Raw genomic sequence first — 19,505 nt, 5'->3', positions numbered from 1 at the left:
GGGACGTCATCAAAAGGGGACAGATTTAATAATATCGCGAGGAAAAATAACTGAAGTGAATAGGTTTGCCACTAACCATAACAAACCTAATCATTTGTGACCAGACGCAATGCGCTGTCCGGGCAGGCTTCAGTTGATTTTTTCTGGTTCAAAACGCGATCCGCCCGCCCAAATCAGCAGATTAAGCAGCGTCAGCAGCACGCCCGCGACACAAACACCATACCAGCCCGAAAGATGGTAAGCGGTGGCAGAGAACAGCGAACCCGCTGCGCCGCCAATAAAATAGCTGGTCATGTAACCGGCATTGAGACGGTTGCGCGCCTCCGGCATCTGCGCATAAATCACGCTTTGATTGGTGATATGAACGGCCTGCACCGCCAGATCCAGCAGCAGAATGCCGACGATCAGCGGCGCAAGTTGTTCCGCACCCCACGCAATGGCGGCCCACGACAGCAGCATAAGCAGCAGGCCCAGTCGGGTGGTCAGCTTCGCTTTACCTTTGTCCGCCAGCGAGCCTGCCTGACGTGCAGCCAGCGCACCCGCAGCACCGACCAGCCCCAGCAATCCAATCTCGCCCTCAGAGAAGTAATAGGGTGCCCCGGAGAGCAGAAACGCCATTGAGGTCCATAGCAGGCTGAAATTGGCAAAGGAGAGGCAGCCGGTCCAGGCGCGGGTGCGGATCACGCGATTGCCTGCATAAAGACGGAAGATGGAGACCAGCAGTTGCGGATAGCTCAGGGGCACGGACTGTTTTACGCGCGGCAACGATCGCCACAGCGCCAGCGCCATGATCACCATCAGCAGACTGGCGGTCCAGTAGACGGTACGCCAGCCGCCAAGCTGCGCCAGGCCGCCTGCCACGGTGCGGGCCAGCAGAATCCCCAGCAGCAAACCGCTCATTACCGTACCAACGATTTTGCCGCGCCGTTCCGGCTCCGCCAGCGTTGCGGCCAGCGGCACCAGGATTTGTGCGGCGACCGAGAACAGGCCAGTCATGACCGTGCCCAGCAGTAAAACGGAGAAGGAGTGCGAAAGGGCGATAATCACCATGCCTGCGGCAGCCAGCAGGATCATCGTTACAATCAGGCTGCGCCGTTCAAACCGATCGCCCAGCGGCACCAGCAACAGCAGTCCGCAGGCGTAGCCCAGTTGCGCCGTGGTGACAATAAACCCGGCGAGGCTAACAGAAAGATCAAACTGTTGGGCGATAGTATTCAGCAGTGGCTGAACGTAGTAATTACTGGCTACGCAAAGGCCGGTGGCTACCGACATCAGTATTACTAAAGCAGGCGTCAGACCCTGGCGAGTCGCATTCATAAACAGCATCGGTCGCTAATAATTATTTGAAGTTAATAGTAACCCAAAAAACTATTTCACACGCATGTTTATTAACAGGCCATACCAGTGCGTTTAACAGAGACAAAAAAGGGCGGAAGGGAATCCGCCCTGCAGGAAACAACAGAACTTATTGAGCAGCGGCCTGAGCGTCACTAACCCATTTATCAAATTCGGCCTGGTGTGCTTTGATCCAGCCATCAACGTGACCGTTGATCGCCTCTTCTGACGACTGACCGGCATGCATCGCGGCGTTTTCAGCGTTGATGTCCGCCAGTGGCAGTTTCATTTCGGCGAACAGTCTGGCTGCCGCTGGATTTTTCTCTGCCCAGGCTTTGTTGGCAACAATGTGCATGGTATTCACCGGGAAGCCGTAGTTCGCACCATTTGGCAGTTTAGTATCGACGTTTTTCTGCTCACCGGGCATTGAGGAGAACGGCACCTGCAGCCAGGTGACATCGCGGCCCGGCTTCATCACATCGCTGACCCAGTAAGGCGTCCAGGTGTAATAAAGGATAGGTTTAGCCTGTTTAAAGCGGGTGATGGTGTCAGCAATCATGGCGGAATAGTTGCCCTGATTGTGTTCAACGGTTTTGCTCAGGCCAAATGCCTCGATCTGATGGTTAATGACCGCTTCACAGCCCCAGCCTGGGGTGCAACCGGTCAGGTCCGCCTTGCCGTCGCCATTGGTATCAAACAGGGCGGCTATTTTAGGATCTTTTAGCTGCTCAATATTGGTGATGTGATACTGATCGGCGGTTTTCTTATCGATAAGATAGCCCTGGGCGGCACCCGTGACGAAAGTCCCCTGACGATAGAATTTCGCCTCTCCGCCTGCCGCTTTATACATATCATCGTGCAGCGGTTGCCAGTTGGTAGCGATAAAGGTCGCATCGCCGGCGGCGATCGAGGTATAGCCCACGTTGTAATCCACTTCACTCGGTTTCTCGACCTGATAACCGAGCTTTTCCAGCCCGCGGCTGACAATCAGGGTCTGAAAGGTTTCTTCAGAAATGGTGCTCTGAATCGGTTTCACCGTAATCCCTTTGCCGGGCAGATCGGCTGCAGAAACCTGTGAAACAATAATTGTGGCTAACACGGCGGCCAGCAGAGGAGCTGTCTTGCGCATAGTGATTCCTTATTTTTTCGGTTGTAGCGGAGCGGGCGACACGCAGGTGCCGCCCGACAACTTATTTCTTACGAAACGGGGAGAGCATCAGACCTATCGGGCCGCTGTGGTACCAGTGACGGTTGCCGCGGCTGCGGTTATCACGGCCAAAGGATTGGGTCAGGCGGTCGAGAATGATGGCGAGGATCACAATGCCGACGCCGCCAACGGTCGCCAGGCCCATATCAAGACGACCAATGCCGCGCAGCACCATCTGGCCCAGTCCGCCGACGGCAATCATCGAAGCAATCACCACCATCGACAGCGCCAGCATCAGCGTCTGGTTAACGCCAGCCATGATGGTCGGCATCGCCAGTGGCAATTGCACTTTAAACAGCAGCTGACGCGGACTGGCACCAAAGGATTCGCTCGCTTCGATCAAATCGGCGGGCACCTGCTTAATACCGAGGATAGTCAGACGCACAATCGGGGGCAGGGCGAAGATAATCGTTACCACCACGCCCGGCACGTTGCCGATACCAAACAGCATCACAATCGGCACCAGATAGACAAAGGCGGGCGTGGTTTGCATCGCATCCAGCAGCGGCCGGACAATGCGCGCGGCGCGCTGACTCCGGGCCAGCCAAATCCCCAGCGGCAGACCAATCAGAATACAGAACAACAGCGCGGTAAGAACCAGTGCCAGCGTTACCATCGCCTGCGACCAGGCACCAATGGCGCCAATCACGATCAGCGATACCAGCGTGGCGATACCCATGGCGGGCGTAGCGATTTGCCAGGCGATCAGCGCAAACACCAGAATCGCCACCGGCGCTGGCATCCCCAGCAATAGTTGCTGGAAGGCGCTGAGAATATAGTCAACCGGCACCCGTATGCCCTGAAACAGCGGGCGGAAATGGTTGACCACCCAGTCGATGCCGGTGGTCACCCAATGCTCAAGCGGTATCCAGGTTTTATGGAACGGATCCATGATGCTGAAATGTTCCGGCGCGGGCGCAGGGGCGCTGTTGAGCCAGTCACTGCTGCTGGCTGGATTGGGTGCCGCACTGCCATCGGGCGTACCCCAGGCATCGGCACCACCGTTGCTGGTGGGCGCAGCCTGACTGCTGGCGGCGGTGCCGCTATCCCACGGATTGGTGGTTTCCTGACTCATGGCTAAGCTCCTTCACGATCTAACGCGCGCAATAGCGTGCTTTTGGAAATGATACCGACATACTGATTCTCCTCGCCGACCACTGGCACCGCACAGGGCGCCTGAGCGACGTGCGAGAGCAGATCGCTCAGTGACGTATCGGCGGGCACTGCGGCTGGCGAATCGAGCAGGGCGCTATCCAGTCCCAGGCCTGCCGCCAGCGCGGCTTTCAGCGAGTCGGTGGAAACCACACCAACAAACTTCTGCTTTTCCAGCACGTAGCCGTAGTCGCGGTCTTCATCCTGCAGCAGCTTAATAGCGGAGCGCGGGCCGAAACCAGGCGCTTTGCGGATCAACGCCCCCGCGCTACGACGGGCAATATCTTTGGCGCTGAACACGTGGCTGATATCGACGCCACGGAAAAAGGTGCGGACATAATCGTTGGCTGGGTTATTCAGGATTTCATCCGGAGTGCCAACCTGTACCACTTCGCCGCCCTGCATAATGGCAATACGGTCGCCAATACGCATCGCTTCATCAAGATCGTGGGAAATAAAGACGATGGTGCGCTGATGCCTGGCCTGTAAATTAACCAGCTCATCCTGCATCTCAGTACGAATCAACGGATCCAGTGCGGAGAAGGCCTCATCCATTAATAAGATATCGGGATTGATTGCCAGCGCGCGGGCTAATCCGACGCGCTGTCGCATCCCGCCAGAAAGTTCATCCGGGTAAGCGTGCGCATAATTCTCCAGCCCGACCTGACGTAACGCTTCCAGTGCTTTTTCCTGGCGTTCAGCCAGTTCAATTCCCGCTAATTCCATGCCAAATGCAGTATTATTTAATACATTCATATGCGGCATCAATGCAAATGACTGGAATACCATACTGATTTTATTTCGGCGCACGTCACGCAGTTCACTGGCAGATATTTTGGCAATATCCACGCCGTCAATAATCACCTGGCCGCGTGTCGGCTCTATCAGACGATTGAGAAGGCGAACCATGGTCGATTTTCCTGAACCGGACAACCCCATGATGACGAATATCTCGCCTTCTTCAATGGCCAGACTGGCGTTCTTTACGCCAAGAGAGAGACCGGTCTTCTCAAGAATGACATCTTTGGTCGCACCTTTTTCAATATATTTAAACGCGCGATCCGGATTGTCGCCAAATATTTTATAGAGATTCTTTACTTCGAGCTTAATAGCCATGCAGTCATTAAATCCTGGTTGAAATATCTAATATTATCCTGTCGTTCTCGCTGAAATTTAAGCAGGCCATACCGTAGCACACTGACGTTATCTGACAACCCTGAAGTGGGATATTTACCGGCCGCGGGACATTCAGATAGCGATTATCTTCAGTGCTCACAAGGGATGAGCGCAGATTAATTTTTTGTGAAATTATTGGAGATTTATTGGCCTTTCGTCGCATTTTCACCGTCAAATGGCGAAAAGCGCGGTTCGCTGAGCGAAAATAGCGTGGAAATAGCGGGGCATAGAGCAGGGAAATAAACTCGCCTGAAAAGTTGAGCTATAACAAATTAATCGGTAATAAAAATATAAAATGAGAGTAGGGTAGGCATTAATAACGGGCGAAATAGTCAGGCTGTTTTGCAGTAATATTTTTTCTTATGAATAGCCGTTACGGTACGGTTGACGCGGCACTGCCAACGACAACCGGATGCTGATAAAACAGCATCCGGTGGCCATCAGAAATTCCAGTCTTCGTCTTCGGTTTCGACCGCTTTACCCATCACATAGGAGGAGCCTGAACCGGAGAAGAAATCGTGGTTTTCGTCGGCATTGGGCGACAAAGCCGACAGAATCGCCGGATTTACCGCCGTCAGTTCCGCCGGGAACAGCGCCTCGTAGCCCAGATTCATCAGGGCTTTATTGGCATTGTAGTGCAGGAAGGTTTTTACCTCTTCCACCCAGCCGACATCAGCATAGAGCGCCTCGGTATAAGCCACTTCGTTTTCATAAAGCGCCAGCAGCAGATCGTAGGCAAACTGCTGCAGCTCTTCGCGACGCAGATCGTCAACGGTGGCCAGCGCCAGCTGATATTTGTAACCGATGTAGTAACCGTGCACCGCCTCGTCGCGAATAATCAGGCGAATCAGGTCAGCAGTGTTGGTCAGCTTGCCACGGCTCGACCAGTACATTGGTAGCCAGAAGCCGGAATAAAACAGAAACGACTCCAGGAAGACGCTGGCGATCTTCTTCTTCAGCGGATCATCGGCCCGGTAGTGCTCCAGGATGATGCGCGCCTTATTCTGCAGCGGCACATTCTCTTCGCTCCACTGATAAGCAGCATCCACATCCTGAGTATTACACAGAGTTGAGAAGATAGAACTGTAGGAGCGGGCATGCACCGCTTCCATAAAGCTGATATTCGACAGCACTGCCTCTTCGTGCGGGGTAATGGCATCTTCCATCAGCCCCGGCGCGCCGATCACGTTCTGGATGGTGTCGAGCAACGTCAGGCCGGTGAATACCCGGATGGTCAGCTGCTGCTGCTGTTTATCCAGCGTCTGCCAGCCCGGCAGATCGTTGGAAAGCGGTACTTTCTCCGGCAGCCAGAAGTTGCTGGTGAGACGGTTCCACACCTCAAGATCTTTGTCATCCTGAATGCGGTTCCAGTTAATTGCCTGAATCTGTTTTAGTTTCATTATTTTCATCACAGGGAGCATGAGACGCAGCCCTGAACCTCTGTGCCCTGAAGCGCCATCTGACGCAGTCGAATGTAATAGAGCGTTTTGATGCCTTTTTTCCACGCGTAAATCTGCGCTTTGTTGATATCACGCGTAGTGACGTCATCGCGGAAGAACAGCGTCAGCGACAGGCCCTGATCGACGTGCTGGGTCGCTTCTGCGTAGGTATCAATAATCGCTTCCGGCCCAATCTGATATGCATCCTGATAGAGGTCGAGATTCTCATTGGTCATAAACGGCGCGGGATAATAGACGCGACCGGTTTTGCCCTCTTTACGGATCTCAATAGGGGAGACAATCGGATGGATGCTGGAGGTGGCATGGTTGATGTAGGAGATTGAACCGGTTGGCGGGATCGCCTGCAGGTTCTGATTAAACAGCCCGTGCTGCATCACCGCGTCACGCAACGCCCGCCAGTCCGCCTGCGTCGGCAAGCTCAGTCCGGCCTCGGCAAACAGTGTCGCTACCCGTTCAGTGCGCGGCAGCCATTCGTGCTGCAGATACTTATCGAAGTAAACGCCGCTGGCGTAGTCCGAATCTGCAAAGCCGTCGAAGGTCTGCTGACGCTCCTGTGCCAACTGATTGGAGGTGCGCAGCGCATAGTAGGTAATGCTGTAGAAATAGAGATTGGTGAAATCCAGTGCTTCCGGGGAACCGTAGGTGATGCCTTCACGCGCCAGATAGCCGTGCAGGTTCATCTGGCCCAGGCCAATGGCGTGCGAACGGCGATTGCCTTCAGCGACCGAGGGCACCGAACCGATCTCGCTCATCATCGACACCGAGGTCAGGGCGCGGACCGCCACATCCACGGTGCGCGCCAGATCGCGTGAATCCATGGCGTGCGCAATATTAAGTGAGCCAAGATTACAGGAGATATCTTTGCCGACCCGGCGATAGCTGAGATCGTCATGGTACTCACTGGCGCTGTTCACCTGCAGGATCTCTGAGCAGAGGTTGCTCATATTGATGCGACCGGCAATCGGGTTACTGCGGTTTACGCTGTCCTCATACATGATGTAGGGATAGCCCGACTCAAACTGAATCTCCGCCAGCGTCTGGAAAAAGTCGCGTGGCTGAATATACGTTTTACGGATGCGATCGTCCGCCAGCATCTCGTCATACTTCTCGCTGATGCTGATGTCGCCAAAGGCCTGACCGTAAATCCGTTCAACGTCGTAGGGTGAGAACAGTGCCATTGGCCTGTTCTCTTTTGCCAGCTGGAAGGTGATATCGGGGATCACTACACCCAGCGACAGCGTTTTAATGCGGATCTTCTCATCGGCGTTTTCGCGTTTGGTATCAAGGAAACGGAAAATATCGGGATGGTGCGCATTGAGCCACACCGCGCCCGCGCCCTGACGTGCACCGAGCTGATTGGCATAGGAGAAGGCATCTTCCAGCATTTTCATCACCGGAATGACGCCCGACGACTGATTTTCAATACGCTTGATTGGCGCACCGGACTCACGCAGGTTCGACAGCAGAAAGGCGACACCGCCGCCCCGTTTTGACAGCTGTAATGCCGAATTTACGGCGCGACCAATCGACTCCATATTGTCTTCGATGCGCAGCAGGAAGCAGGAGACCAGCTCACCGCGCTGCTGTTTACCGCAGTTGAGAAAGGTCGGCGTAGCGGGCTGGAAACGGCCGCTGAGGATCTCCTCCAGCAGCGCCCGCGCAAGCTTTTCATCGCCCTGGGCCAGTGTCAGCGCCACCATGCAGGCGCGCTGTTCAAAGGTTTCCAGATAGCGTTTGCCGTCAAAGGTCTTCAGGGTATAGCTGGTGTAGTACTTCCAGGCACCAAGAAAGGTTTTAAACTCAAATCCCCAATTCTCCGCGACCTCATGCAACCCAAGCAGAAACGCAAAATCGTACTGGTTCAGCACTTCCGCTTCGTAATAGCTTTCCGCCACCAGATAGCGTAAACGCTCGGCGCTGCTGGCGAAGGAGACAGTGTTGGGTTGCACATGCTGCAGATAAAACTGCCGCGTTGCTTCGCGATCCATGTCGAACTGGATGCGGCCCTCCGCGTCGTAGAGGTTGAGCATGGCATTGAGGGCGTGATAATCAAGCGTCACGCCGTTGAGGGTATCTGTTGTTGCCAAAATTGGGTTACTCCCGCTTTAACTTTCGCGATATCGTCAGGCGTTCCCATCAGCTCGAAGCGGTAGAGGCAGGGAACCTGACATTTTTTTGCAATGATGCTGCCCGCCAGGCAGTAACCGGCACCGAAATTGCGGTTTCCCGCCGCGATCACGCCACGGATACCGCGTCGGTTTGCCTCATCGTTAAGAAACTGGATCACCTGACCGGGGACCGCACCGCGACTGCTGCCACCGCCATAGCTGGGCACCACCAGAATATAGGGCTGGTCAATATGCAATTGCTGCCGGGCATCCAGCGGAATGCGCCGGGCGGGCAGGCCGAGGCGCGTCACAAACCGGTGGGTATTTTCCGACTGGCTGGAAAAATAGACCAGCGGGAACATCATCCGATTATCCCCCGACAGCAGAGAGTGAGCGCAGGGTAGCGATTTTGTCCGGGCGGAACCCGCTCCAGTGGTCGTTATCCGCCATCACCACCGGCACCTGGCGGTAACCCAGTGATTTCAGGTTGTCGATCGCTTCTGGCTGGCTGTCGAGATTAATCAGCTGATAGGCGAGACCCCGGCGGTCCATTGCATTTTTGGTCGCTGTACACTGGACACAGTTATCTTTAGTGTAAATAATAATGCGCATGATTCGTATTTCCCTCTGTATGCGGTTCTGATACCAGGAAATGAAGCAGGAGGTGCAGGGTGCGGGCTTCATTCTGCTGGACAGGGTTATCGTTCTGATGAGGTAAATACTAGATGTAGTGGTTTTAGTGGTCAAGCCCACCAGATATAGGGTTTTACGATTTGTATTTGCGCAAACACAGCAAAGCCAGCAAGGATGCGCCCTGCAGCCTGGAAAATTATTTTGTAAATCTCACCGGTCAGAAAAGGGGCAAAAAAAAAGCCCCGCATAAGGCAGGGCTTGGGGATTTTCGGGACTTAGCGGCGTGAAGCCAGCAGCACACCCACGACAATACCGAAAGCGGCACCGATACCCACACCGTGCCATGGCTTGTCATGGACATAAGTGTCAACCTGCGCACCGGCATCACGGGCAACCTGTGATACACGGTTACTGCCGCCGTTCAGTTTAGAGCGGGTTTGCTTCAGCAGCTTTTCTGCCTGACTACGGGCAGAATCCACGTCGTCTTTGGCGTCACTGCCATAAGATTTCAACAGCGCTTCCAGTGAATCGGCCAGTTCGTTAACATCCTGATTGATATCAGTGTCATCGTTTTTTACAGTGCGATTAAACATTTTTTAGCTCCCTTTAATTTAAAAACGTAATACTAGTGTAGACGACCTTGAGATAAACGAGACGCGGGAGTGTTCTTTAGGGAAAATTCCGAATGCCCACTCTGTCATGCTGTTGTAAGGTTGCGAAGCTTTTGAAGAGGAGAGGATCGAGCATGTATTTACGACCAGATGAGGTAGCGCGCGTACTGGAAAAAGCGGGTTTCGAAGTCGATGAAATTACCCCACGGGCCTATGGCTATCGCCGTGGAGATAACTATGTCTATGTGAATCGCGAAGCGCGCATGGGGCGCATGGCACTCGTGATTCACCCGACACTGAAAGAGAAGAGCCAGCCGTTCGCTGAACCTGCTTCAGAAATGAAGACCTGCGATCACTACACCCAATTCCCTCTCTACCTGGCGGGTGATTCACAGGAACACTACGGCATCCCACACGGCTTCAGTTCCCGCATGGCGCTGGAACGTTATATTCAAAGCGTTTTCGGTTAACGCATCAGGCCCCGCTGGGACGGGGCACTGAACCGACTTTACTTCCTCCCTTTTTCCTGACGTTGCAATTACCGACTGTGACGCGTATAAAATTGTCCACTTTAGATGTTTAGACGTCCATATGGATAAAAGTGATGAGCGAACAGCCAACCCCCTCGCAGGAACAATTTAAACGCACCATGAAAGTGCGCCATCTGGTGATGTTATCGCTGGGCGGCGTGATCGGCACCGGCCTGTTTTTTAATACCGGCTACATCATTTCAACCACCGGGGCGGCCGGTACGCTGCTCGCCTATCTGATTGGCGCGCTGGTGGTCTGGCTGGTGATGGTCTGCCTGGGCGAACTCTCCGTGGCGATGCCGGAAACCGGCGCATTCCACGTTTATGCCGCACGCTATCTCAGCCCGGCAACGGGCTACACGGTGGCCTGGCTCTACTGGCTGACCTGGACGGTAGCGCTCGGCTCCAGCCTGACGGCAGCAGGCTTCTGTATGCAGTACTGGTTCCCGCAGATCCCGGTGTGGATCTGGTGCCTGGTCTTCTGCTGCGCCATCTATCTGCTGAACGTGATCTCAACCCGCTTCTTCGCGGAAGGGGAGTTCTGGTTCTCGCTGATTAAGGTAGTGACGATCATCGCTTTTATCGTGCTTGGCGGCGCGGCGATGTTTGGGTTTATCCCAATGAAAGATGGCACACCGGCACCGGGCTTAAGTAACCTTACCGCGCATGGCTGGCTGCCCAATGGCGTATTACCGATTCTGATGACCATGGTTGCGGTGAACTTCGCCTTTTCCGGCACCGAGCTGATTGGGATTGCGGCCGGTGAAACCCAGCAGCCGGAGAAAGTGCTGCCGCTGGCGATACGCACTACTGTGGCCCGGCTAATTATCTTTTTCATCGGCACGGTATTTGTGCTGGCGGCACTGATTCCCATGGATCAGGCGGGTATCGTGAAAAGCCCGTTTGTGCTGGTATTCGAAAAGATAGGGATTCCCTGGGCCGCTGATATCATTAACTTTGTGATCCTGACCGCTATCCTCTCAGCGGCCAACTCCGGTCTTTATGCGTCCGGACGTATGCTCTGGTCGCTGGCCAATGAAAATACGCTGCCCCGTGCTTTTGCCCGGGTGAACAAGCGCGGCGTACCCCTGCTGGCCATCACCGTCAGCATGGGGGGCGGTTTGCTGGCGCTGGTTTCCAGCGTGGTTGCGCCAGACACGGTTTTTGTGGCGTTGTCCGCCATCTCTGGCTTTGCCGTTGTCGCGGTCTGGCTCAGCATCTGCGCCTCGCATTTTGTTTTCCGTCGCCGTCATCTTCAGCAGGGCAAATCGCTGACTGAGCTGGCCTATCGTGCGCCGTTCTATCCACTGACACCGATCCTGGGGTTTTTGCTCTGCCTGCTGGCCTGTGCCGGTCTGGCGTTCGATCCGACCCAGCGCATCGCGCTGTGGTGTGGCATCCCGTTTGTACTGCTCTGCTATGCCGCTTACCCTCTGACCCACAAATCATCCCCGAAGCCTGAGGAGGCCAACGATGTCGTATAACCCTGTCGCGCAGGCTTTAACCGAGTCGCCGCTGCTGATTCTGGATGGCGCACTGGCCACCGAGTTGGAAGCACGCGGCTGTCATCTGGCCGATGCGTTATGGTCAGCAAAGGTGCTGGTGGAAAATCCTGAGCTGATCTATCAGGTGCACTACGACTATTTTGTCGCCGGGGCGCGCTGTGCCATTACCGCCAGCTACCAGGCAACACCACAGGGCTTTGCCACCCGTGGCCTTGATGAGGCAGAGTCACTGGCGTTGATCACCCAGAGCGTCGAACTGGCGCGACGCGCCCGTCACGATTATCTGGCGGTGCGGCCTGATGCGAAAACCCTGCTGGTGGCGGGATCGGTGGGGCCGTATGGCGCTTTCCTGGCGGATGGTTCGGAATATCGCGGCGACTATGCGTTGCCGGAAGCGCAGATGATGGCGTTTCACCGCCCTCGCGTGCAGGCGCTGCTCGCGGCGGGTGCCGATCTGCTGGCCTGCGAAACCCTGCCTTCCTTCGCCGAAGCGCAGGCGCTGGTGAAGCTGCTGGCTGAATTCCCTGAAAGCCGCGCCTGGTTTACATTTACCCTGCGTGATGCCGGACACATCAGCGACGGCACGCCGCTGTCAGAAGTGGTGAGCTGGCTTAATCACCAGCCGCAGGTGGTGGCACTGGGGATCAACTGTGTGGCGCTTACGAGCGTGACGCCTGCGCTGCAACAGTTGCAGAGGCTGACCGACAAGCCGCTGGTGGTCTATCCCAACTCCGGCGAACAGTATGATGCGGGCAGCAAAACCTGGCACTCTGCACCCTCAGGCTGTACGCTGCATGACAAGCTGGAGGAGTGGCAACAGGCGGGCGCCAGGCTGATTGGCGGATGCTGTCGCACCTCACCCAATGACATCGCGGCTATCGCCCGCGCTTGTCAACCGCAATAAGCTGGATGAATCGGGCGATGAAAGCCCGATTGAGGTGAAAAGGGCGGTCTACACTCTGATCACTGATCACTCTGTGGACCCCTTCATGAAACAGCGAATTCTGGCTCTGGCCGCCGCGCTGCTGCTTAGCGGCTGTGCCACCCTTGTCGGCACTGAAACCCAAATGGTGCGCATCGACTCTCTGCCGCAGGGCGCGCGCTTTACCGTGCAGGATGAGCGTGGCTATGCGGTTGCGCAGGGTTTCACGCCGCAGACCGTTGAACTGGCCAAATCCACCGGCCGCTACTTCGGCAAAAAGCACTACCTGCTGATGCTGGAAAGTCCGGGCTACGTGCCGGTCACGGTGCCTATTGAGGCACGCGCTAACCTCTGGTATCTGCTGGGCAACATTCCGCTGGGTGGATTTCCCGGCTGGCTGCTGGTCGATCCCTTCTATGGTGGCATGTATGACCTCAGGCCGGAACACCCGCGTCCCTTTATGAACCCCGTTGGCGCACGCGGCTGATTACTGCGCGGTTGGTTTCACCATTCCGCCTGGCGTTTTATGGCGTTCCAGATACTGTTGCTGGAAAATGCACATGCGGATGGTGTTGCGATACGCCCCATTGATAAAAAACTCATGTTTGAGCACGCCTTCGATCTCGAAGCCGAGCTTGGTGTAGATGTGGATAGCTTTTTCGTTTTCCTGATCGACAATCAGGTAGAGCTTATAAAGATTCAGCACGGAGAAGCCGTAATCCATCGCCAGCTTTGCCGCCTGAGTTGCCAGCCCTTTGCCCTGATGCGCCGGATCAATAATGATCTGAAACTCGGCGCGGCGGTGCACATGGTTAATCTCCACCAATTCAACTAATCCTGCTTTCTGCCCGCTGTGCTCCACCACAAAGCGGCGTTCAGTTTGATCGTGAATGTGCTTGTTGTAGAGATCGGAGAGCTCCACAAACGCCTCATAAGGCTCCTCGAACCAGTAACGCATCACGCTGGCATTGTTATCCAGCTGATGGACAAAGTGCAGATCTTCCCGCTCCAGCGGACGCAGTTTTACCGTCATTGCTTGTTCCTCTTGTAAAATAACGGTCGTGAGTATACCGCATCAGCCTGTCGCTGCATTTTGCGCTATCGCTTACCAGGGTTCGCTTCAGTGTGCAAAGGTAAAGAGCGGGCGGTTTACTGTGTGGCAACAGGGAAAAGCAACAGAAAGCAGTTCTGGCAATGGATGGAATGCGTTGAAGGCGGAAAAGGCGGTTTCGCAGAAAGGTGCGGTGGGTGCCGCAGCGCCGGACGGCAGAAAAACGCCGTCCGGCCTGGCTTCAGGCAGAGACCTGTTCGATGATCCGGCCCTGCGCCATGCGTACCGCCCGATCGCACATGTGATCGATAACGTCGGGATCGTGGCTGACCAGCACCATGGTCAGGCCATCCTGCTGTTTCAGATCGTTGAGCAGATTTAGGATCTCGGCCTGCACCGACATATCCAGCGCTGAGGTCGGCTCATCGAGCAGCAGGATCTTCGGCTGCAGCAGCAGGGCGCGCACGATGGCGACGCGCTGACGCTGACCGCCAGAGAGCTGATGCGGATAGCGATCTGCCAGGGCGGGATCAAGTCCAACGTGACGAAAACCCTGATCGATGCGATCATTGATATTGTCGCGTTTTAGCAGCTTCAGTGGTTCTGCCAGCGTGCGACGCAGCCGGTGACGCGGATGCAGCGAGGCATAAGGGTCCTGAAACACCATCTGCACCTCCTGACGCAGCGCACCGGTGAAGGCTTTTCCCGGCTGAACCTCATGACCGGCAAGTTGCATCTGGCCCTGCCAGTGTGGGTTCAGACCCGCCAGTACCCATAGCAGCGATGACTTGCCGCAGCCCGACGGACCTACCAGACCAAAACACTCCCCGGCGTTAACGTCAAGGTTAACCTCATGTACCACAGTACGCAGCTCGTAACCCTGTTTATGGGCGACGCTGAGATTCTGTAACTTAATCATAATTCGCCTCCAGCGCAGCACGATCCAGCACCGGTAACGTCTGTCCGTGAGTCGCTTTACCCGGACGGCAGGCCCACAGCGTGCGGGTGTAGGGATGGGTAGCACGCGACAGATCGGCGGCGGGCAGCGTATCCAGTAACCGTCCCTTGTACATCACCATCACGCGTTCGCAATGCTCCGAAACCTGCTGTAAATCATGACTGATCAGCAGCAGACCCATGTTGCGTGCTTCCACCAGACCGCGAATCAGGGCCAGCACCTGATCGCGCATCGCATGATCCAGCGCGGAGGTCGGTTCATCGGCGATCAGGAAGTCGGGATCGGTGATCAGGGCGATCGCCAGCATCACGCGCTGACCCATGCCGCCAGAAAGCTGATGGGGGTACTGCTGTATCAGACGACGCGGATCGGGCAGGCCGACTGCATCGAGCATTTCGCACACTTTCTCTTTGCGCTCGGCACGGCTCAGACGGCGATGCAGGATCAGCGGCTCTTCCACCTGCCAGCCAATGGTGCGCGTCGGGTTAAGGGCATATTTCGGGTCCTGCATCACCATCGCCACGCGGTTACCGCGCAGCTGGTTCCAGTGACGCTCACTCAGTGTCAGCGCATTCTCGCCGGCAACCTGGAGCTGACTGGCCTGCAGATGCAGTGCGGGCGACAGTAAGCCCATCAGGCTGCGGGCGGTCAGCGACTTGCCGGAACCGGATTCTCCCACCAGCGCCACGCGCTCGCGGCCCACGGAAAAGCTGATGTTATTGACCAGCTGCGCATCATCGCTGCGAATGGTCAGCCCCTCGGCATGGAGCAGATTATTTTGCATGACGGGTATCCAGTCGGTCGCGCAGGCCATCGCCTGTCAGGTTAAAGGCCAGGCTGGCGAACAGAATGGCCGCGCCCGGTGCAGCAGCAACCCACCACTGATCGAAGATTACTTTACTGCCTTCGGCAACCATCGACCCCCATTCCGCCGTTGGCGGCTGTACGCCCATGCCCAGGAAACCGAGTCCGGCAGCGGCCAGGATAATCCCGCCCAGGCTCAGCGCAGCGCGGACAACCGCGGTCGGCATGCAAAGCGGCAGGATATGACCGAACATCAAGCGAAAGCCGGTGATGCCTTGCATCCGGGCGGCAGCAAGGTAGTCGCTGCGGCGCAGCGCCAGGGTTTCAGCGCGTGCCTGGCGGGCAAACGGCGGCCAGCTGGTCAGCGCCAGCGCCAGCGCGCCGTTCATCAGGCCAGGGCCAAGAATCGCTACCAGCGCCAGCGCAATCACCAGGTTCGGCAGTGACAGGAAGATATCGGTAATGCGCATCAGCAGACGTTCAGTCCAGCCGCCCACGTAACCGGCAGTGATGCCGATCAACAGTCCGGCCGGAATTGTCAGCACCAGGATCAGCGACACCAGCAGCAGGGTGGGACGCGCACCGTAAATCACGCGTGACAGCAGATCGCGGCCAAAGCCGTCGGTGCCAAACCAGTGCTGCGCCGACGGTGCCAGCAGACGGCTCGACATGGTCTGCACATTCGGGTCGAATGGCGCGATCAGCGGTGCCAGCAGCGCCATCAGGATAAGAATTGCCACCAGCGTTAGCCCAACGGTTAACGAGGTCACGCGTTGACGGCGACGGCGTGGTCGCAGCGTTTCGAGTTCAGAGAGTTGTTGCGTCATCGGGTTCTCGGATCGGTTAACCAGGTTAAAACATCCGCCAGGGCGTTAATCAGGATAAAGCAGCTGCCGATCAACAGGGTTGAGCCCAGAATTGCCGGTACATCGCCGGAGAACAGCGCATTGGTCATGTAGCGACCGACACCAGGCCAGGCGAAGACGGTTTCGGTCAGCACGGAACCTTCCAGCAACGTGGCGTAGGAAAGGGCGATCACCGTGACCAGCGTGCCCAGCACGTTAGGGAAGATATGGCGCAGCAGGATGCGAACCCGACCCGCGCCTTTGGCACGTGCCAACACCACATACTCTTTGCTGCTCTCTTCCAGCAGCGCAGCACGCAGCAGACGGGTAATGCCTGCCATCGCCAGCAGGCCGAGGATCACAACCGGCAGCCAGAGGTGCGCAATTGCGTTGCGGAACATCTCCGGTTCACCTGACAGCCAACTGTCAATCAGCACAAAGCCGGTTTTCGGCTCCAGGGTATAGACCCAGATATCATCCAGCCGTCCCGGTCCAGCGGACCAGTGCAGCACCGCATAAAAGAGCAGCAGACCCAGCAGACCGAGCCAGAACACCGGCACCGAATAACCCAGTAGCGAAATAAAGCGGGCGAGGTTATCGATCCAGCTGCCCGGTTTCCAGGCCGCCAGCAGCGCCAGCGTGACGCCAAATACCACCGCGAAGATCATCGCACAGGTTGCCAGTTCGATGGTGGCCGGGAAGGTGGTCATCAGATCGCCGCTCACCGGCTGATTGGTCAGACGTGAGACACCCAGATCGCCCTGCGCCAGATGTTCAACGTAGCGCCAGAACTGCATCAGCACCGGCTGGTCGAGACCGAGGTCGTGACGCACCTGCGCATAGGTCGCTTCACTGGCGTGATCGCCGGCGATCTGCTGCACCGGATCGATTGGCGAGAGATGCGACAGCATAAAGGTGAAGGCCAGCAGGCCCAGCAGCGTGACCAGCAGCGACAACACGCTACCGATCAGACGCCCGCCACGCTGCCAAAAAAGCCGGGCGAACCCGGCTGAAGGGACAGACTGTGCCATTACTTAGAGACCTGCGAGTAATACACCATGTCAGGGTTGATGCCCTGCACATAGCCTTTCAGGTTGTCACGCAGGGCGATCAGGTTCTTCGCCTGCATCCCAATCACATACGGTGAATTCTTCATCACTTCACGCTGCATCGCTTCATATAGGGCCACGCGTTTCTTCGGATCGCTCTCGGCGGTCGCCGCAATCACCTGCTTGTTCAACTCAGGAATGTGCCAGTCTGAACGGAAGGCGATGGTTTTGCTGCCATCTTCCGGGTTGTAAGCAAATGAGGCGGCATTGGTGTTAGGATCGAAATAGTCGGAGCCCCAGGCGTTCAGCGTTGCTTCATATTTATGCGCTTTCACGTTGGTTGATACTTCTGAGCTCAGGCCTGGCACCACTTCTACTTTCACGCCGCCTTTGGCGAAGCTGCCCTGCAGCGCCTGCGCGATATCAAGATAAGGTGGCTGGTTGCTGGTGGAGAGCTTGAAGGTAACGTTACTCAGGCCCGCTTTCTTCAGAATCGCTTTGGCTTTTTCCGGATCGTAACTGTATGGCGTGTCGTTGAGCGCGCCCAGGAAGCCTTTCGGCAGGAAGGTCTGATGCACGTCGAACTGGCCTTTCAGCAGCTCGTTGGCGATGCCTTTGTAATCCCACAGGTAGCGTGCTGCTTCCCAGAAGGCCGGGTTCTTCAGCGTTTCGTTCGCGCCAATATTGAACTGGATGTAGTAGAGCGACGCCATTGGAATCGCTTCCGTCTTCACGCCCTTCTTGCCGTTCAGCGCAGCAATCTGATCGGCACCCAGGTTACGGGCGATATCCGCATCCCCCTGTTCCAGCAGCAGACGACGCGCAGCCGGTTCCGGTACGTTTTTGATCAGGATGTTCTTCATTTTTGGTGCGCCCGCCGGTGAAGTCGGGTTAGCGCTGAGCAGCACAACCTGATGCATTACCACTTTGCGGATCTGATATGGTCCGCTACCTGCGGAGTGGGTCGCCAGCCAGGCGTTACCGAAGTCACCGTTCTTCTGGTTCGCCATCGCGGTTTTTTCATCGATGATTGAAGAGACCGGTGCGGAGAGCAGGCTCAGGACGTAGGTCGGGCTGACGTTAGCGGTCCAGCTAATCTGCACATGATTGTCGTCGACCTTCTTCAGGAAGCTATCGACGTTATCTTTGGTCCAGCCGAGCTGAGTCAGGATAAAGGAAGGATCGAGGTTCAGTTTCACCACGCGGCCCAGCGAGAAGATTACATCTTCAGGACGCAGCGGGTTGCCGGTAGAGAATTTCGCATCTTTGCGCAGTTCAAACGTCAGGCTGCGGTTGTCGCTGCCAGGCTGCCACGACGTGGCCAGCGTGGGCTTCAGATCCACCGGATTCTGCGGATCAGACTGCACCAGACGCTGATAGATGTTAGTAAAGGCCTGTACGCTGGTGAGTTCAAACCCTTTAGCCGGGTCAAAGCTGTCGGCGTCGTCAGTAGATTGTGCAATCACCAGCGTATCTTTGGGTGTTGCGGCCTGTGCTGTGAAGGCGGCAGCCAGCGTCAGCGCCAGCAGTGATGGAATTATAGTTTTCATGAAATTTCCTTGCCTCTAAAAAGTTACGCGAGTTTACGAAAGGGCTGATGCGAAGAATAGTCGAATATGGGCTAATCATATGCTAAAAGGTTATAAGAGTTGGGTTGTGGTTATAAGAAAATGACCACCCTGTTACCGAAGCGGTAATCTGAGTAGAAACAAATCCTCAACGAAGCGGTTATTTCACCCATAATAGCTTTACCCTTATTTTTCTCTCTTTATAATGGCGGCAGATAATTTCAGGAGAATTCAGTTGGACAGTCATACGAGATTAACTTTTATTCTGGCAAGCTGAATTTCCTCTGCTGCTTGCCAACCGGCGAGCAGCGATCCCCGCTTTAATTAACGATCCCGCTCCTTGTTTTTAATCCTGCTATCCTCAGGAGCGCGCGTTATGTTGCTGTTTATCTTAGCTCTTTTCCCTCCACCCCGACTGGCGTAGCCCAGGCTATGCCCGAACACTGACATCAGACCTTTAAAATGCTGCTTTTAACTGGCGTTACGTAACCCTGTGCACGTCATTATTTCTCGCACAGGCGGAATAACATGATTATTCCTGAAGGTCTCAGCATTAAATAACCCGGCCACGCCAGGTTTTCTCCATGCACA

At 55.8% G+C, this 19,505-nt stretch carries 19 protein-coding genes; 4 read left to right on the top strand and 15 right to left on the bottom strand.

Translation table 11 applies throughout. From position 1 onward, the window contains the following. Positions 1–129: 129 nt before the first annotated feature. The 9 genes from WFO64_RS21770 to WFO64_RS21730 form a co-directional block, all read right to left on the bottom strand. Complete coding sequence (locus WFO64_RS21770) at positions 130–1,317, bottom strand: MFS transporter (protein WP_337014248.1); 1,188 nt, start codon at positions 1,315–1,317, stop codon at positions 130–132. Between the two features lie 148 nt (positions 1,318–1,465). After that, positions 1,466–2,464, bottom strand: a complete 999-nt coding sequence (gene proX, locus WFO64_RS21765; RefSeq protein ID WP_337014246.1) for a glycine betaine/L-proline ABC transporter substrate-binding protein ProX — start codon at positions 2,462–2,464, stop codon at positions 1,466–1,468. Between the two features lie 61 nt (positions 2,465–2,525). Beyond that, positions 2,526–3,617, bottom strand: coding sequence for a glycine betaine/L-proline ABC transporter permease ProW (gene proW / locus WFO64_RS21760; protein WP_337014244.1), 1,092 nt, complete (start codon positions 3,615–3,617; stop codon positions 2,526–2,528). Between the two features lie 2 nt (positions 3,618–3,619). Beyond that, positions 3,620–4,810 carry a glycine betaine/L-proline ABC transporter ATP-binding protein ProV gene (proV, locus tag WFO64_RS21755; protein ID WP_337014242.1) on the bottom strand — a complete coding sequence of 397 codons (1,191 nt, stop codon included), beginning with the start codon at positions 4,808–4,810 and terminating at the stop codon, positions 3,620–3,622. Positions 4,811–5,310: 500 nt separating this feature from the next. After that, entirely contained in the window at positions 5,311–6,270 is a 960-nt protein-coding gene (gene nrdF, locus WFO64_RS21750; protein ID WP_337014240.1) for a class 1b ribonucleoside-diphosphate reductase subunit beta, read from the bottom strand. Positions 6,271–6,278: 8 nt separating this feature from the next. Then, positions 6,279–8,417, bottom strand: a complete 2,139-nt coding sequence (gene nrdE / locus WFO64_RS21745) for a class 1b ribonucleoside-diphosphate reductase subunit alpha (protein WP_337014238.1) — start codon at positions 8,415–8,417, stop codon at positions 6,279–6,281. Then, a complete protein-coding gene (nrdI, locus tag WFO64_RS21740) occupies positions 8,387–8,800 on the bottom strand; it encodes a class Ib ribonucleoside-diphosphate reductase assembly flavoprotein NrdI (protein WP_292991213.1) in 414 nt (137 codons plus the stop codon). The genes nrdE and nrdI overlap by 31 nt, the downstream gene beginning before the upstream one ends. 7 nt (positions 8,801–8,807) lie before the next feature. Beyond that, on the bottom strand, positions 8,808–9,050 hold the full coding sequence (locus WFO64_RS21735) for a redoxin NrdH (RefSeq protein WP_337014236.1): 243 nt from the start codon (positions 9,048–9,050) through the stop codon (positions 8,808–8,810). A gap of 296 nt (positions 9,051–9,346) precedes the next feature. Further along, positions 9,347–9,664 carry a DUF883 family protein gene (locus WFO64_RS21730; RefSeq protein ID WP_337014235.1) on the bottom strand — a complete coding sequence of 106 codons (318 nt, stop codon included), beginning with the start codon at positions 9,662–9,664 and terminating at the stop codon, positions 9,347–9,349. A gap of 152 nt (positions 9,665–9,816) precedes the next feature. Between WFO64_RS21730 and WFO64_RS21725 the strand changes: the two genes are divergently transcribed. The 4 genes from WFO64_RS21725 to WFO64_RS21710 all read left to right on the top strand — a co-directional run bounded on the left by WFO64_RS21725 (position 9,817) and on the right by WFO64_RS21710 (position 13,126). Then, positions 9,817–10,152 (top strand): DUF2002 family protein, encoded by a 336-nt coding sequence (locus WFO64_RS21725; RefSeq protein WP_337014233.1) that lies wholly within the window; start codon positions 9,817–9,819, stop codon positions 10,150–10,152. A 134-nt stretch (positions 10,153–10,286) separates the two neighbouring features. After that, complete coding sequence (gene mmuP, locus WFO64_RS21720; protein ID WP_337014231.1) at positions 10,287–11,696, top strand: S-methylmethionine permease; 1,410 nt, start codon at positions 10,287–10,289, stop codon at positions 11,694–11,696. Beyond that, the gene (mmuM, locus tag WFO64_RS21715) at positions 11,686–12,621 is read left to right on the top strand and encodes a homocysteine S-methyltransferase (protein WP_337014229.1); all 936 of its coding nucleotides are present in this window, start codon (positions 11,686–11,688) and stop codon (positions 12,619–12,621) included. The genes mmuP and mmuM overlap by 11 nt, the downstream gene beginning before the upstream one ends. A gap of 85 nt (positions 12,622–12,706) precedes the next feature. After that, positions 12,707–13,126: a hypothetical protein gene (locus WFO64_RS21710; RefSeq protein ID WP_337014227.1), complete on the top strand. Its 420-nt coding sequence runs from the start codon at positions 12,707–12,709 to the stop codon at positions 13,124–13,126. On the opposite strand, the gene speG is transcribed toward WFO64_RS21710, so the two are convergent. The 6 genes from speG to WFO64_RS21680 form a co-directional block, all read right to left on the bottom strand. Further along, positions 13,127–13,672 carry a spermidine N1-acetyltransferase gene (gene speG / locus WFO64_RS21705; protein WP_337014225.1) on the bottom strand — a complete coding sequence of 182 codons (546 nt, stop codon included), beginning with the start codon at positions 13,670–13,672 and terminating at the stop codon, positions 13,127–13,129. It lies immediately after the preceding gene. A gap of 259 nt (positions 13,673–13,931) precedes the next feature. Next, on the bottom strand, positions 13,932–14,609 hold the full coding sequence (locus WFO64_RS21700; protein WP_337014224.1) for an ABC transporter ATP-binding protein: 678 nt from the start codon (positions 14,607–14,609) through the stop codon (positions 13,932–13,934). Further along, the gene (locus WFO64_RS21695) at positions 14,602–15,432 is read right to left on the bottom strand and encodes an ABC transporter ATP-binding protein (RefSeq protein WP_337014223.1); all 831 of its coding nucleotides are present in this window, start codon (positions 15,430–15,432) and stop codon (positions 14,602–14,604) included. Before WFO64_RS21695 ends, WFO64_RS21700 begins: the two co-directional genes overlap by 8 nt. Next, entirely contained in the window at positions 15,422–16,279 is an 858-nt protein-coding gene (locus tag WFO64_RS21690; RefSeq protein WP_010257750.1) for an ABC transporter permease, read from the bottom strand. Before WFO64_RS21690 ends, WFO64_RS21695 begins: the two co-directional genes overlap by 11 nt. Then, the gene (locus WFO64_RS21685; RefSeq protein WP_337014222.1) at positions 16,276–17,328 is read right to left on the bottom strand and encodes an ABC transporter permease; all 1,053 of its coding nucleotides are present in this window, start codon (positions 17,326–17,328) and stop codon (positions 16,276–16,278) included. Before WFO64_RS21685 ends, WFO64_RS21690 begins: the two co-directional genes overlap by 4 nt. Further along, complete coding sequence (locus WFO64_RS21680) at positions 17,328–18,896, bottom strand: ABC transporter substrate-binding protein (RefSeq protein WP_337014221.1); 1,569 nt, start codon at positions 18,894–18,896, stop codon at positions 17,328–17,330. Before WFO64_RS21680 ends, WFO64_RS21685 begins: the two co-directional genes overlap by 1 nt. Between the last annotated feature and the right edge of the window lie 609 nt (positions 18,897–19,505).

The sequence above is a fragment of the Pantoea sp. AS142 genome, assembly GCF_037152305.1.
Lineage (GTDB): Bacteria > Pseudomonadota > Gammaproteobacteria > Enterobacterales > Enterobacteriaceae > Pantoea.
The sequence above is the reverse complement of the archived record's forward strand: the minus strand, read 5'-3'. Positions and strand labels throughout refer to the sequence as shown.

What these genes read in the sequence shown, in the direction of transcription:
- nrdI (WP_292991213.1), bottom strand. Translation starts at nt 8,800, where the DNA reads ATGTTCCCGCTGGTCTATTTTTCCAGCCAGTCGGAAAATACCCACCGG.
- WFO64_RS21690 (WP_010257750.1), bottom strand. Translation starts at nt 16,279, where the DNA reads ATGACGCAACAACTCTCTGAACTCGAAACGCTGCGACCACGCCGTCGC.
- WFO64_RS21735 (WP_337014236.1), bottom strand. Translation starts at nt 9,050, where the DNA reads ATGCGCATTATTATTTACACTAAAGATAACTGTGTCCAGTGTACAGCG.
- WFO64_RS21680 (WP_337014221.1), bottom strand. Translation starts at nt 18,896, where the DNA reads ATGAAAACTATAATTCCATCACTGCTGGCGCTGACGCTGGCTGCCGCC.
- WFO64_RS21730 (WP_337014235.1), bottom strand. Translation starts at nt 9,664, where the DNA reads ATGTTTAATCGCACTGTAAAAAACGATGACACTGATATCAATCAGGAT.
- speG (WP_337014225.1), bottom strand. Translation starts at nt 13,672, where the DNA reads ATGACGGTAAAACTGCGTCCGCTGGAGCGGGAAGATCTGCACTTTGTC.
- WFO64_RS21710 (WP_337014227.1), top strand. Translation starts at nt 12,707, where the DNA reads ATGAAACAGCGAATTCTGGCTCTGGCCGCCGCGCTGCTGCTTAGCGGC.
- WFO64_RS21770 (WP_337014248.1), bottom strand. Translation starts at nt 1,317, where the DNA reads ATGAATGCGACTCGCCAGGGTCTGACGCCTGCTTTAGTAATACTGATG.
- proX (WP_337014246.1), bottom strand. Translation starts at nt 2,464, where the DNA reads ATGCGCAAGACAGCTCCTCTGCTGGCCGCCGTGTTAGCCACAATTATT.
- WFO64_RS21725 (WP_337014233.1), top strand. Translation starts at nt 9,817, where the DNA reads ATGTATTTACGACCAGATGAGGTAGCGCGCGTACTGGAAAAAGCGGGT.
- WFO64_RS21700 (WP_337014224.1), bottom strand. Translation starts at nt 14,609, where the DNA reads ATGATTAAGTTACAGAATCTCAGCGTCGCCCATAAACAGGGTTACGAG.
- proW (WP_337014244.1), bottom strand. Translation starts at nt 3,617, where the DNA reads ATGAGTCAGGAAACCACCAATCCGTGGGATAGCGGCACCGCCGCCAGC.
- WFO64_RS21695 (WP_337014223.1), bottom strand. Translation starts at nt 15,432, where the DNA reads ATGCAAAATAATCTGCTCCATGCCGAGGGGCTGACCATTCGCAGCGAT.
- mmuP (WP_337014231.1), top strand. Translation starts at nt 10,287, where the DNA reads ATGAGCGAACAGCCAACCCCCTCGCAGGAACAATTTAAACGCACCATG.
- mmuM (WP_337014229.1), top strand. Translation starts at nt 11,686, where the DNA reads ATGTCGTATAACCCTGTCGCGCAGGCTTTAACCGAGTCGCCGCTGCTG.
- proV (WP_337014242.1), bottom strand. Translation starts at nt 4,810, where the DNA reads ATGGCTATTAAGCTCGAAGTAAAGAATCTCTATAAAATATTTGGCGAC.
- nrdF (WP_337014240.1), bottom strand. Translation starts at nt 6,270, where the DNA reads ATGAAACTAAAACAGATTCAGGCAATTAACTGGAACCGCATTCAGGAT.
- WFO64_RS21685 (WP_337014222.1), bottom strand. Translation starts at nt 17,328, where the DNA reads ATGGCACAGTCTGTCCCTTCAGCCGGGTTCGCCCGGCTTTTTTGGCAG.